Raw genomic sequence first — 12,787 nt, forward strand, 5'->3', positions numbered from 1 at the left:
CTAGGGACCGGCACCGGCCGCGACGGGGACCACGCCGTTCCCCGTCTCCGTACCACTCCAATGCGCGGGCCCAGGGCCACGAGCCTCGCCGCGCCGTGCGCGGAGGGGACCGCGCCGAAGCTCTGTGTCCCGGGAGGATCCGCTCACGGCGCACCTCTTGACGGGCCTTTAACTTACTTCTTAAATCATGGAGGTAATAAAGGAGTCGAGCCCTCCTTGGCAGCGACGACATGTCATGCGCATGCCCATTCCATTCCCATGTCGTCAGATCGGGCCTCGGGAACGTTCGACCCTCCCCCCACACCCCTGACGGAAGAGAGAGCATGCACTCCTCCCGCCCACCCCGCCGTCGCCTCGGCAAGGCCCTTTCGACCCTCACCGGCGCCGTGCTGCTGCTCGGCGTCGCCGCGACCGCCCCCGCACCCGCCGTAGAGGTCGACACCCGCGTCGCCCCGGCCGCGCAGGCCGCCGCCGTCACCTTCGACGAGGGCTTCGACGGTCCCGCCGGCTCCGCCGTCAACGCCGGTCGCTGGCAGATCGAGACCGGCGACAACGTCAACAACCACGAGCGGCAGTACTACACCGCGGGCGCCGCCAACGCCGCCCTCGACGGGCAGGGCCATCTGGTCATCACCGCGCGGCGCGAGAACCCCGGCAACTACCAGTGCTGGTACGGGCGTTGCGAGTACACCTCGGCGCGGCTCAACACCTCCGGGAAGTTCACCGCCCAGTACGGGCGGGTCGAGGCGCGGATGAAGGTGCCCCGCGGCCAGGGCATGTGGCCCGCGTTCTGGATGCTCGGGAACGACATCGGCCAGGTCGGCTGGCCCGGTTCGGGCGAGATCGACGTCATGGAGAACGTCGGGTTCGAGCCCTCCACCGTCCACGGCACCCTGCACGGTCCGGGCTACTCGGGCTCCGGCGGCATCGGCGCCGGCTACACACTGCCCGGCGGGCAGGCGTTCGCCGACGCGTTCCACACCTTCGCCGTCGACTGGGCGCCCGGCCGGATCACCTGGTCCGTGGACGGGACCGTCTACCAGACCCGTACGCCCGCCGACCTGGGCGGCCGCAGCTGGGTCTTCGACAAGCCGTTCTTCCTGATCCTCAACCTGGCGGTCGGCGGCTACTGGCCCGGTGACCCGGACGGCTCCACCGCCTTCCCGAACCAACTCGTCGTGGATCACGTCCGCGTCACCACCGGGGACACCCCCGGCACGGGTGGCCGGATCGCGGGCATCGGCGGCAAGTGCGTGGACGTCGCCGCGGCGAACCCGGCCAACGGCACCCCCGTCCAGCTCTACGACTGCAACGGAACCGCCGCCCAGCAGTGGACGGTCGGGTCGGACGGTACGATCCGCGCGCTCGGCAAGTGCCTCGACGCGGCTTCCGGGGGCACGGCGGACGGGACCCTCGTGCAGCTGTGGGACTGCAACGGCACGGGGGCCCAGCGCTGGGCCGTCAGCGGAGCACGGGACATCGTGAACATCCAGGCGGACAAGTGCCTGGACGCGACCGGCAACAGCTCGGCGAACGGCACCCGGCTCCAGTTGTGGACCTGCGGCGGCGGCGCGAACCAGAAGTGGACGGTCGGCTGACCGGTAACCGGCCCGACGGCCGGTAGGCGCGTACACGGAGAAGCCCCCGTCCGCGAGCTGCGGGCGGGGGCTTCTCCGTGTGGTGCGCGATACTGGGATTGAACCAGTGACCTCTTCCGTGTCAGGGAAGCGCTCTCCCGCTGAGCTAATCGCGCGGGACGTTCCGAATCTTACACGACATGCCCTGACCAGCGACAATGCGCGCCTCCCCAGCAGCATCCCCGGCAGCATCCGCGGCGGCGCCCCCAGCGACCTCCCCGGCGGGAGACATCTCCACCTGACGGACTTCGTCACACATCGGGTGCGTTCGGCGACTGAGGGCTACGATTCAGGTGTGGCGCCTTCCCGTTCGACGGTGCCGCTCCTGGACCCCCGGCTCCCCCGTGCCGGGGGTCCACGCCGTTCACGGGCCGGCGGGACGAGCGAAGGGGTTGGGCCCTCGGCCGTAGGGGAAGCCTCCGTCCCTCGGGTCGTCGAACGGCCCTTGCGCGAGAGCGGCGGAGACTTCAGGGACGGAGTTGATGCACGGTGGAGCGACGCATGCCGGTGGCGACGCACTGGGGCAGCTTCGTCGCGGTGGTCGACGCCGGCCGGTTGATACGCATCGAGCCGAGGGGCGACGACCCCGCGCCGTCGCCCATCGGGCCCGGCATGGTCGCCGCCGCCGACGATGCGGCTCGCGTGCTGCGCCCCGCGGTGCGCAAGGGCTGGCTGGACGGGCTGCCGCGCGTGCACGGCACGGCCAGAGGCGCGGACTCCTTCGTGGAGGTGAGCTGGGACGACGCGATCACGCTGGTGAGCGACGAGCTGCGTCGGGTCCGTTCGCAGCACGGGGACAGCGCCGTGTTCGGCGGATCGTACGGCTGGGCGAGTGCGGGCGGCTTCCACAACGCGCAGGGGCAGCTCCAGCGGTTCCTGGCGTTGGGCGGGGGGTACACGGACTCTCGCAACACGTACAGCACCGCGGCCCTGGAGGTCATCCTCCCCCACGTGATCGGCGGGCATCCCTGGAGCTACCAGTCCCGGATGCCGATGTGGGACGAGATCGCCGAGCACTGCGAGTTCGTGGTGGCGTTCGGAGGGCTGGCCCTCAAGAACAGCCAGATCAACCCGGGCGGGCTGGCCCGGCACCGGACACGGGACCTGCAGCGCCGGTGCCGTGAGGCCGGGGTGCGGTTCGTGAACGTCAGCCCCCTCCGCAGCGATGTCGCCGGCTTCCTCGACGCCGAGTGGCTACCCGTCGTCCCCAACACCGACACCGCCGCGATGCTGGGCATCGCCCACACGATGCTGGTCAACGGCTGGCACGACGAGGACTTCCTGCGCCGGTGCTGCGTCGGGTGGGACCGCTTCGCCTCCTACCTGGTGGGCGAGCTCGACGGCGTTCCGAAGGACGCCGCCTGGGCGGCGGGGATCACGGGCATCGGCCGCGACGCGCTCATCGACCTCGCTCGCCGCCTCACCACGCAGCGCTCGCTCATCATGGTCAACTACGCGGTCCAGCGGGCGGACCACGGCGAACAGCCGATCTGGATGTCCGTCGTACTGGCCGCCATGGCGGGCTCGATGGGCCGGCCCGGCTGCGGGTGGGGGGCGGGTTACGCGACGATGGACGCGACCGGCGTCGCCCGGGGCCGACCCTCCGTGGCGGCCTTCCCCGGAGTTCCCAACCCCGTCGCGGATTTCATCCCCGTCGCGAGGATCGCCGACACCCTGATGCATCCGGGCAGGGCCATCGACTACGACGGTCAGCGGCTGACACTGCCCGAGCTGCGGCTGATCTACTGGTGCGGAGGGAACCCGTTCCACCACCACCAGGATCTCCACCGGCTGAGTCGAGCCTGGCAGACTCCTGACACGGTGGTGGTTCACGAAGCGTGGTGGAACACCATGGCCAAGTTCGCGGACATCGTCCTGCCCGTCGCCACCAGCCTGGAGCGCGACGACTTCGCCGCCGGGTTCTCCGACCCCCACCTCACCGCGATGCCGAAGGTCCGCGAGCCGGCGGGCGAGTCGCGCACCGATCACCGCGTCTTCGCCGCCCTGGCGTCCCGGCTCGGATACGAGCGGGAGTTCACGGAGTCACGTTCCGAGATCGAATGGGTCCGGCACCTCTACGAACAGACGAGAGCCGAACTCCGCGACGAAGCCGCCCTGCCGGGCTTCGACGCGTTCTGGCGAAGCTCCACCGTGGAGCTGCCGGCCGTGACGGGACCGTTTCCCGGCAGCTTCGAGGCGCTCCGCTCGGATCCGCAGCGGTTCCCCCTGCCGACGCCGTCGGGCCGGATCGAGATCTTCTCCGAGGAGATCGACTCGTACGGATACGACGACTGCGCCGGGCATCCGACGTGGTTCGAACCGTCCGAGTGGCTCCACGGCGATCTGTCGGACCGGTTCCCGCTGCATCTGATCTCGAACCAGCCCTCCTCGCGCCTGCACAGCCAGTACGACAACGGTGGACACAGCCTCGATTCGAAGATCCGTGGCCGTGAACCCGTGACGATGAACCCGTCGGACGCGGAGTCACGCGGCATCGAGAGCGGCATGATCGTTCGCGTCCACAACGACCGGGGCAGCTGCCTCGCGGGCGCGGTCCTGTCGGCCGACGTCATGCCGGGCGTCGTCCAACTGTCCACCGGAGCATGGTGGGATCCCGTACGGCCGGGGCTGAGCGGAACCTTGGACCGCCACGGCAATCCGAACGTCCTCACGGCCGACCGACCGTGCTCGCGCCTTTCCCAAGGGCCGAGTGCGCTCACCGCGCTGGTCGACGTGGAGCCCTACGACGGGCCCCTTCCCGAAGTGCTCGCGTTCACGCCCCCAGAACTCGAACACGGATAGGGGGACCGGACGTCCTTCCACCCCTCGGTTTGCGTGTGCGTAACGTCGTGAATACTGTGCGCAGCCGTGACTGCACTTCAAGACCTCAAGTACGCCCAGTGGTTCAGGGGCGCCGACGTCGACGGCGACGGGTTCATCACCCAGCACGACGTCCGCATGATGAGCGAGCGTTACATCGCCGCCCGCGGCACCCCGCCGGACTCCGCAGCCGCCCGCCTCCTCACCGAGGGCATGGACGAGTTCTGGAGGAACGTGATCGCCCCGATGGACCAGGACGGTGACGGGAAGGTCGACCTGCGGGAGATGACCGAAGGTTTCCGACGAGCCCTGACCGACCCCGCCCTGTACCCGCACCAGGTCGAGCCGGTGACCGATCGCTTCTTCGACCTCGTCGACCTCGACGGTGACGGCAGGATCGACCAGGCGGAGTTCCGGCTCATGTTCGACGCGGTGGCCGGTGTTCCCGACGAGAACTGCGCCGCGGTCTTCGCCGCTCTGGACCGGGACGGCTCCGGCGCGCTGGACCGCGCCGAGTTCCACCAGGCGGTCACGGAGTTCTTCTACGGCAACGACCCCCACGCTCCCGCCAACCACCTGTTCGGCAGGCTCTCCGACTAGCCGCCCCACGGCCGGCCGGGCGTCCGGCGCAACCACGCCCACCGTCGGCCTCGTCCTACAGCGCACCATGCCGAGCATCCAAGCGCCCTTCAGCGGCAATCTGACCGCCTCCTACCGCGGCCTCCTCGCCTTCGCCTGGGGGCAGACCCGGGCCTGCGCCTTCGCGATCGCGCTGCTCGCGGGGGTGGCGGCGTCCGGCCTGCTGCCCGGTCTCCCGGTGGCTCGCTACGACCTGCTCGTCGGGTACGGCGTGCTGTTGACCCTGCTCTTCTGGCTGCGCGGCTGGGAGACCGGGCGGGACGTGGCCGTCATCGCCGTCTGCCACGTCATCGGGCTGGCCTTCGAGCTGGTGAAGGTGTCCCTCGGCTCATGGAGCTATCCCGAGCCGGCGGTGCTGAAGTTCGCCGGCGTACCGCTGTACGGAGGGTTCCTGTACGCGGCGGTCGGCAGCTACATCTGTCGGGCCTGGCACCTCTTCGATCTGGAGCTGGTCCGCTACCGGCCCCGGTCCACGGCGGTGGTGGCCGCGGCGATCTACGTCAACTTCTTCACCCATCACTGGCTGCCGGACGCGCGCTGGCCGCTGGCGGCGCTCCTGTTGGTGGTCACGGCGGGCAGCTCCGCACGGTTCACGGTGCGCGGCGTCCGCCTGAGCATGCCGCTGGCGCTGTCGTTCGTTCTGATCGGCTTCTTCCTGTGGCTGGCGGAGAACCTGGCCACGTACGTCGGCGCCTGGCGCTACCCGTACCAGCTGCACGGGTGGCAGCCCGTCGGCGTGGAGAAGTTCGGCGCCTGGTCCCTGCTGATCAGCATCACCGTCGTCCTCACGGCCGCCACCCGCCGCCCGGGAAGCCGCCGCCCGGGAACCCGCCGGCCGTGAAGCCCGCCGTGACTGGGCCGGTCGTGACCGGGCCGGTCGGTACGGTGACGAGAGGGGCCGCCGGTGACGGCCCGGCGCCCCTCCCCCCGGCCGTCACCCGCCGGTCACGCGTGGCTCAGATGCCCGTCGAGAGCGGGACGGTGATCTGCTTCAGCCAGGTGCCGGTCGCGAAGTCCCGTGCCTTGACGACGACGCGGTCGTGGAAGACCTCGATCTGGAGGCCCTGGTTGAACGTGCCGGGGACGGACACCTCCCCGCCCTTGCCGTCGTCCGTGTATCCGCTCTGCACCGCGCCCGTGTTGATGACGGAGAAGCCGTCCAGATTCGCGGTGCCGGGCACGACCCTGCGGACGTACCAGTCCGACAGGGCGAGGTCCCAGTGGGTGTGGCCGCAGAAGAGGAAGACGTCGCGGTGCCGGCCCAGGATCCCGAGGAGCCGGTCCGACTGGAGGTAGTCGCGGGAGTAGAGCTGGTTGTGGCTGCCGGAGACGGTGTTGGGGAGCGGGTGGTGGGTCACGACCATCACGGGCTTGCGGCGGCGCGCCCAGTGCGCGAGGCGCTGCTCGAGCCAGGTGAACTGCGCCTCGCTGATCCACACCTCGTCCCACAGCTTGGGGTCGTGGTAGTGCATGTACTTCTCGGTGCCGAGGCTGAGCACCGGGATGCCGCCGAAGGAGTGCTCCGCGTACACCGTGTTGCGGCCGGCGAAGTTGTAGAAGCTCTTGAAGAGCGAGTCCTCGGTGGTGCCGTTGGGCCAGGTGTCCTGCGCGAGAGTCGCCGGGTTGCGCCACTTGGGGACGTAGAACTCGTGGTTGCCGATGGCCCAGGCGAGCGTCCTCGGGTGGGTGTGGTGGGCGAGTTCGGCGCTGACGGCCGCGTACTCGGCGTCGTACCCGCGCGGTGTGATGTCGCCCGCGATCGCGAGGCCCGAACTGCGCGGGTTGGTGCGGTGCATGTCCTCCAGCGCCACACCGAGGTCCCGGAGGTCGCCCTGGATGTCGCTGATGACGTTGAACGTGGTGAGCGGGCGGCCCGGACCGGCGTGTGCGGGGGTCATCGCGCTCGCCGGTATCTGGGAGGCGGCGACCGCGCCCACCGCTCCGGTGGCGACGGTGAGCAGAGATCTGCGATCCACGGGGAGTTTCCTTCCGACGGGCGGCAGCCGCCGACGGGCGCGCCTCCTGGCGCGCCCGGCCGCTCAGCCCCCGCACACGCTCCCGGGGCCACCGCTGTTTGATCTAGACCCGTTATGAATACGCAACTTGATCGACCCGCTGCCCGCTACGAGGTGTCCGCCGCGTGAACGCGACTCGACGAGGGGTCTGCCGGGGGTCGCCTCGCCCGCGGAGCAGAGGCTGTCACCCGCCACGCGGACTTGGCGGGGGGGGCTACCCCTTGACCGGGTCGGCTCCCGGCCGCTTGACGAGCCGGTCGTCGACCTCCAGCGACTTCCAGAGTCGGCGGCCGATCCTGACCTTGATGAGTTCGCCGTCGGTCAGGCGAACTTCGGCGAAGTGGTACAGGTTCGAGCCGTCGAGCATGCCTCGGGACTTGCTCGTGACGACACCTTCCCAGGCGTCGTCCTGTCCGGGTTTACGTGAGTTCATCATGGTCTGGAGTCTACGAAGACCCGGGGGCCACCGGGCAGGTCGTGGAGTCACCTCCTGGCGATGACAAATGTCCTGGCCGCGGCCGCGCACGGGCCTGTTCAGTCGCCCGGATGCGGTCGCCCGGATGCGCCGGGTCGCGCGGTCACCTCGTGGGGCGGCAGCCGAAGACGCGTTCCAGGAGGAGGCAGAGGGCGTCGCGCTCCTCGGCGCCGAGTCCGTCCAGGCCGTCCTGCGTGGTGCGCATCTTCGCGCGGATCGCGTCGGTGACGCGCTCGCCGTCGGCGGTGAGGATGACGTTCTTGACGCGCCGGTCGGACGCGTCGGCTTCGCGGCGGACCAGGCCGCGCTTCTCCAGCCGGTCGATGATGCCGGTGATGTTGGAGGCGTCGCAGGTCATGGTCTCGGCCAGCGCGCGCATCGCGGCGGGTCCGCGGCGGAGCACGGTCAGCGCCTTGGCCTGGCTCGCGGTGAGGTTCTCGCTCGCCGCCGCGAGGGTGAAGTCGCCGAGGTAGACGCCCCAGGACATCGAGAGCTGCTCCATGAGCCGGTCCGTGTCGACGGGCGCTTCCGCACGAGGGGCTTCTGCCATGGGACCCAGCCTATCCCGAGAAACTTGACCATCTCAAATATATGGCTCTACCTTCTTCCTATTGCATGAAGTTCTCAAGCATCAAGGTTGTCAAGTAAACGCCATGAGGAGCGCCCCTGTGACCGTCAACGCGTCCCCCGCCTCCCGCGCGGCCGAGATCCTCTCCCGGCCCGTGGCCCTGAACGGCCTTACCGTCCCGAACCGCATCGTGATGGCGCCGATGACGCGCATGTTCTCCCCCGGCGGCGTGCCCGGCGAGGACGTCCGCTCGTACTACGCCCGCCGTGCCGCCGCCGGCGTGGGCCTGATCGTCACCGAGGGAACGTACGTCGGCCACGCGTCGGCGGGACAGAGCGACCGTGTGCCGCGGTTCCACGGCGAGGAGCAGCTCGCGGGGTGGGCGAAGGTCGCCGAGGACGTGCACGCGGCGGGCGGCACGATCGTGCCGCAGCTCTGGCACATCGGCATGGTGCGCCAGCAGGGCCAGGCGCCCTTCCCCGACGCCCCGGCCATGGGCCCCTCCGGCATCCGCACCGACGGCACGGAGGGCGCCGGCAAGGAGATGACCCGGAGCGACCTCGACGACGTCATCGGCGCCTTCGCCGAGGCCGCCGCGGCGGCCGAGCGCATCGGCTTCGACGGCGTCGAGCTCCACGGTGCCCACGGTTACCTGATCGACCAGTTCCTGTGGGCGGGGACGAACCGGCGCACCGACGCGTACGGCGGCGACCCCGTGGCCCGTACGAAGTTCGCCGCCGAGATCGTGGCCGCGGTCCGCGCGTCCGTCTCGGCCGACTTCCCGGTGCTCTTCCGCTACTCGCAGTGGAAGCAGGACGCCTACGACGCCCGGCTCGCCGAGACGCCGGAGGAGCTGGAGGCGATCCTGACCCCGCTGGCCGCCGCCGGTGTGGACGCGTTCCACGCCTCCACCCGCCGCCACTGGATCCCCGAATTCGACGGTTCGGACCTCAACCTGGCGGGCTGGACCAAGAAGCTCACCGGCCTGCCCACCATCACCGTCGGCTCGGTCGGTCTCGACGGCGACTTCATCCAGGCCTTCGCGGGCGAGGGCGCGCCGCTCCAGGGCATCGACGAGCTTCTCGACCGTCTGGAGCGGGACGAGTTCGACATGGTCGCCGTCGGCCGCGCGCTGCTCCAGGACCCGGAGTGGGCGGCCAAGGTCCTCGCGGGCCGGACCGACGAGCTGAAGGCGTACGACGCGGCGGCGGTCCAGACCCTGAGCTGAGCCGAGCCCGCGCGGGCCGCACGAACCCGCGCGGGTTCGTGCGGCCCGTGCGGGCCCGTGCCGGTGGGTCAGGGGGCCATGCCGGTGTTCTTCAGGCCGGACAGGCGGTAGATCTCGTGGTAGCCGTTGTCGTCGAAGTCGTCGGCGTAGAAGAGGTCGACCGTGCCGTCCGGTCGCATCCCGAGGCCCGGGTGGTTCTGGTCGCCGAAGGCGAGCGGGGAGACGCGCGTGTCGGGGAAGCGGTCGGTGGTGGTGCCGTCGGCGTTGAAGCCCCGGGCGTAGATGTCGGTGCCGTACACGCCTCCGTAGACGTCGTTCCAGGCCGTCAGGAATGACCCGTCGGCGGCGACGGCCAGTGCCGGCGAGCCCTGGACCTGACCGGTCTGGCTGCCCGCCCCGCCGTCGACGGTGCGTTCGGTGAAGCGCTGGCCTAGGGACGCGTCGAAGCCGCCGACGCTGATCTGCCACTTCCCGCCGGCGTTGCCCTGCCAGGCGGCCACCGGGCGGCCCTGTGCGTCGACGGAGACCACGGGTCGCTCCTGCTGTCCGTCCACCTTCGTGTTGAGCGTGCGCGGGGCGACCAGGACCGTCCCGGCGCGGGCGTACTCGGCGCCGGCGATGTTGGAGGAGCCGTTCCCGTCGGCGTCCTCCTGCCAGACGACGAACACGTTGCCGGTCGGGTCCACGGCGAGGTCCGGGACGCCGTTGGCGCCGGTGGTCGCGCCGACCCGGCGCGAGGCCGGCTGGGCGGTCTGGGTGATGGAGGTGAACTCGCGCAGGCGCACTCCGGTGGTGCCGTTCGGGTCGTTCTGCCATGCGACGACGAAGGAACCGTCGTCTCGGGTGGCGACGGCGGGCTCGATCTGGGCTCCCGCCCAGTCGTCGTCGTTGGCCCAACTGGTGCCTTGGAGCTGTCCGGTGGGTCCGTAGCGGCGGACGGCGATGTTGCCCTGGCCGTTGCCGTCGGCGTCCTCGGTCCAGACGACGACGGCGTTGCCGTTCGCGTCGATGTCGACGTCCGGGTCGACGTGGGCGCCGTCGGCGCTCGTGGTGTCCATGGACACGCGCGTCTCGAACTGGCTGACGCCGTCCTTGAAGACGCGCAGCCACACGTGGATCGGGTGACCGGCCCCGAGCGTGCCCTGGCTCTCCCAGACGGCCGCCGTCCAGCCGTTGCGCGCCGCGACCGCGGGGGCCCGCTGGTCGCCGCCGGACTCGGAGTTGACGCCAGCGGTCAGGGCGGCGTCGGGGAAGCGCTCGGGCAGGAACTTGACGGTGGAGTCGCGCAGCGTCTGCCAGTCGGCCGCGTAGGCGTCGTAGATGGCCGCGTTCGCGATGTGCAGCGAGGACTCGTCGGTCTTGGTGAGCGTGGGGCCGTAGAGGTTGGCAGAACCGGTGTAGACGTGTCGCTCGGGGACGCCGCCGGCCCCCGTCCACTCCAGCAGGACGTACTTCGAGTGCAGGTAGTTCGAGCACTGGCGGCCCGGGCTGCCGTCCATCTTCGGAGCCTGCGGGTCGCGGCTGCAACCGCCGCCCGGCAGGACGAAGACCGGCACCCCGAGCGGGGGCAGGAACTTCGCGCCGTCCTCGGCTCCCGCGCTGATCACGGCCTCGATGCGGCAGCCGCTCTGGGCGCTCTTGCGCAACGCCGCCTCGACGAGCGGGCGGTCGGTCCTCCAGCTGGCCATCGCGATGCGCATGCGTCCGCCCGAGGCACACGGGACCGCGGCGATGCGGGTCGCGAGCATGTCGTCGTCGGCGGACGCGCGCGGGTAGAACCACGACTCGACGGTCCCGCCGTGCCCGATCCCGTAACCGCCGTTCGTGTCGGTCCAGGTCTCGGCGCCGCCTGCCGCTTCGACGGTCCACATGCGGTTCCAGGCCCCGAGGTAGGCGGCGTAGATCGCGGGGTCACCGGCGCTGACGAGCAGGTCGTTGTGGAGCGCGTAGCTGCCGGTGCCCATGTTGTGGGAGGACTGGGCGACCACGTTGGTGCGGCCGTCGCCGAGGGAGCTGAAGAGCCAGAACTTGTCGTGGTTCTCGATGTCGTTGCGCAGGCAGCCCTTCCAGCACCACGTCGTCCGTCCAAGGCCCAGACGGTTCGTCAGGTCCTTCTGTACGGGGAGCAGTTCGGCGTCCGCGGTGGGGCAGACCCAGCCGGTCTCCCCGTCGTGGCATCGTTCCCCGATCACCTTGACGTCGACGTCACGCCCCTTCGCGGCGACGAGGGCGTCGGCGACGGGCTGTCGGTCGATCGCGTAGATGGAGACGCGCACGACCGAGCCGGTCTTCGCGGCGTCGATCATGCGGATGACGTTCACTTCGATGGAGTTGTCGAAGGAGTTGATCGTCGGCCGGCTGAAGAACGCCTGGAGCGTCCCCGTCGGCGTGGTGACCACGGGTGACTCCGCACCCGCCGTAGGCACTGGCGCAAGTGCCTGCGCGGGAGCCTGCGCGGCTGCCTTCACGCGTGCCTGTAATGATGTTGACGCGGAGTCAGCCGAGGCCGCCGCCGGGCTGAAGGTCGCGAGCACCGTCATCAGGGCCGCGAGCACGAGCCGTGCTCGTGATATCCGCATGCGCCTTCCCTTCTCTTCTGGGTGCGATGGATCACGGCAGACTACTCACCCCCATTTGCCTCAACCCATCAGGATGCTGCCTAATAGACGTAGGCAAAGATTGAAAAAGCGTAGGCACAGGCCATCGGAGATCAGGCATCGAGGGCTGTGAGACGACGAGGACGGGAGCAGGCATCGTGGCCGCACGGGTAGGACTCACCGCGGAGGGGCTGGTCCGGACGGCGGCGGATCTCGCGGACGAGCTGGGGTTCGACCAGGTCACCGTCTCCGTGCTGGCCCGGCACGTCGGAGTGAAGCCCGCGAGTCTGTACTCGCACGTGCGGAACTCCGAGGACCTCCGGACCCGGATCGCCCTGCTGGCACTGGCGGAGATGGCCGACGAGGGGGCCGCCGCGCTGGCGGGACGGGCGGGGCGGGACGCGCTGGAGGCGTTCGCCGAGGTGTACCGCGACTACGCCCGCTCGCACCCCGGCCGCTACGCCGCCGCCCGGCTGCCGCTGGCCCCGGAGGTCGCGGCCGCGAGCGCGGGGCCCCGGCACGCGCGGATGATGCGGGCGATCCTGCACGGGTACGAGCTGCCCGAGCCGGAGGCCACGCATGCCGTACGCCTGCTCGGCAGCGTCTTCCATGGCTACGCGGACCTGGAACTCAGCGGGGCGTTCAGCCACAGCGCCCCGGACAGCAGGGAGAGCTGGACCCGGATCGTCGACGCCCTGGACGTCGCCCTCCGCCACTGGCCGACCGGCGGCTCCCAGCCCCTCCGGCCGTCCTGACACGAACGAAGACGCGCGAGACGCCACGCGCCACGCGCGACGCACGACACGAG

General features: G+C 70.5%; 10 protein-coding genes and 1 tRNA gene. 6 read left to right on the forward strand and 5 right to left on the reverse strand.

The genetic code is table 11. The annotated features are described in order from the left end of the window. The first annotated feature begins 323 nt into the window (after positions 1 to 323). Complete coding sequence (locus AB0Q96_RS23405; protein ID WP_365328454.1) at positions 324 to 1,598, forward strand: family 16 glycosylhydrolase; 1,275 nt, start codon at positions 324 to 326, stop codon at positions 1,596 to 1,598. Between the two features lie 80 nt (positions 1,599 to 1,678). Here AB0Q96_RS23405 and AB0Q96_RS23410 read toward each other — a convergent pair. Next, a tRNA-Val gene (locus tag AB0Q96_RS23410) sits at positions 1,679 to 1,753 on the reverse strand. Positions 1,754 to 2,138: 385 nt separating this feature from the next. On the opposite strand from AB0Q96_RS23410, the gene AB0Q96_RS23415 reads away from it, so the two are divergent. The 3 genes from AB0Q96_RS23415 (at position 2,139) to AB0Q96_RS23425 (ending at position 5,937) form a co-directional block, all read left to right on the forward strand. Then, complete coding sequence (locus AB0Q96_RS23415) at positions 2,139 to 4,439, forward strand: molybdopterin-dependent oxidoreductase (protein WP_365328456.1); 2,301 nt, start codon at positions 2,139 to 2,141, stop codon at positions 4,437 to 4,439. A 66-nt stretch (positions 4,440 to 4,505) separates the two neighbouring features. Further along, positions 4,506 to 5,057, forward strand: a complete 552-nt coding sequence (locus AB0Q96_RS23420; protein WP_365328458.1) for an EF-hand domain-containing protein — start codon at positions 4,506 to 4,508, stop codon at positions 5,055 to 5,057. A 67-nt stretch (positions 5,058 to 5,124) separates the two neighbouring features. After that, entirely contained in the window at positions 5,125 to 5,937 is an 813-nt protein-coding gene (locus tag AB0Q96_RS23425) for a DUF817 domain-containing protein (RefSeq protein WP_365328460.1), read from the forward strand. Positions 5,938 to 6,052: 115 nt separating this feature from the next. Here AB0Q96_RS23425 and AB0Q96_RS23430 read toward each other — a convergent pair whose 3' ends face one another. From AB0Q96_RS23430 to AB0Q96_RS23440, 3 genes are all read right to left on the reverse strand, one after another. Beyond that, on the reverse strand, positions 6,053 to 7,072 hold the full coding sequence (locus tag AB0Q96_RS23430) for a DUF4073 domain-containing protein (RefSeq protein WP_365328462.1): 1,020 nt from the start codon (positions 7,070 to 7,072) through the stop codon (positions 6,053 to 6,055). 253 nt (positions 7,073 to 7,325) lie between these two features. Next, entirely contained in the window at positions 7,326 to 7,547 is a 222-nt protein-coding gene (locus AB0Q96_RS23435; RefSeq protein WP_365328464.1) for a hypothetical protein, read from the reverse strand. A 142-nt stretch (positions 7,548 to 7,689) separates the two neighbouring features. Further along, positions 7,690 to 8,136: a MarR family transcriptional regulator gene (locus AB0Q96_RS23440; protein WP_365328466.1), complete on the reverse strand. Its 447-nt coding sequence runs from the start codon at positions 8,134 to 8,136 to the stop codon at positions 7,690 to 7,692. Between the two features lie 118 nt (positions 8,137 to 8,254). Here AB0Q96_RS23440 and AB0Q96_RS23445 point away from each other — a divergent pair, with 118 nt between their 5' ends. Beyond that, entirely contained in the window at positions 8,255 to 9,382 is a 1,128-nt protein-coding gene (locus tag AB0Q96_RS23445; protein WP_365328468.1) for an NADH:flavin oxidoreductase, read from the forward strand. Between the two features lie 68 nt (positions 9,383 to 9,450). Here AB0Q96_RS23445 and AB0Q96_RS23450 read toward each other — a convergent pair whose 3' ends face one another. Next, positions 9,451 to 11,781: a phospholipase D-like domain-containing protein gene (locus AB0Q96_RS23450; protein ID WP_365328470.1), complete on the reverse strand. Its 2,331-nt coding sequence runs from the start codon at positions 11,779 to 11,781 to the stop codon at positions 9,451 to 9,453. A 356-nt stretch (positions 11,782 to 12,137) separates the two neighbouring features. Between AB0Q96_RS23450 and AB0Q96_RS23455 the strand changes: the two genes are divergently transcribed. Continuing rightward, positions 12,138 to 12,734, forward strand: a complete 597-nt coding sequence (locus tag AB0Q96_RS23455) for a WHG domain-containing protein (protein ID WP_365328472.1) — start codon at positions 12,138 to 12,140, stop codon at positions 12,732 to 12,734. Positions 12,735 to 12,787 lie beyond the last annotated feature (53 nt).

Source organism: Streptomyces sp. NPDC093111 (genome assembly GCF_040683955.1).
Taxonomy (GTDB): domain Bacteria; phylum Actinomycetota; class Actinomycetes; order Streptomycetales; family Streptomycetaceae; genus Streptomyces.

Bases quoted from the DNA above. Each gene is read 5' to 3' on its own strand.
- AB0Q96_RS23415 (WP_365328456.1), top strand. From the start codon at position 2,139: ATGCCGGTGGCGACGCACTGGGGCAGCTTCGTCGCGGTGGTCGACGCC.
- AB0Q96_RS23440 (WP_365328466.1), bottom strand. From the start codon at position 8,136: ATGGCAGAAGCCCCTCGTGCGGAAGCGCCCGTCGACACGGACCGGCTC.
- AB0Q96_RS23435 (WP_365328464.1), bottom strand. From the start codon at position 7,547: ATGATGAACTCACGTAAACCCGGACAGGACGACGCCTGGGAAGGTGTC.
- AB0Q96_RS23425 (WP_365328460.1), top strand. From the start codon at position 5,125: ATGCCGAGCATCCAAGCGCCCTTCAGCGGCAATCTGACCGCCTCCTAC.
- AB0Q96_RS23405 (WP_365328454.1), top strand. From the start codon at position 324: ATGCACTCCTCCCGCCCACCCCGCCGTCGCCTCGGCAAGGCCCTTTCG.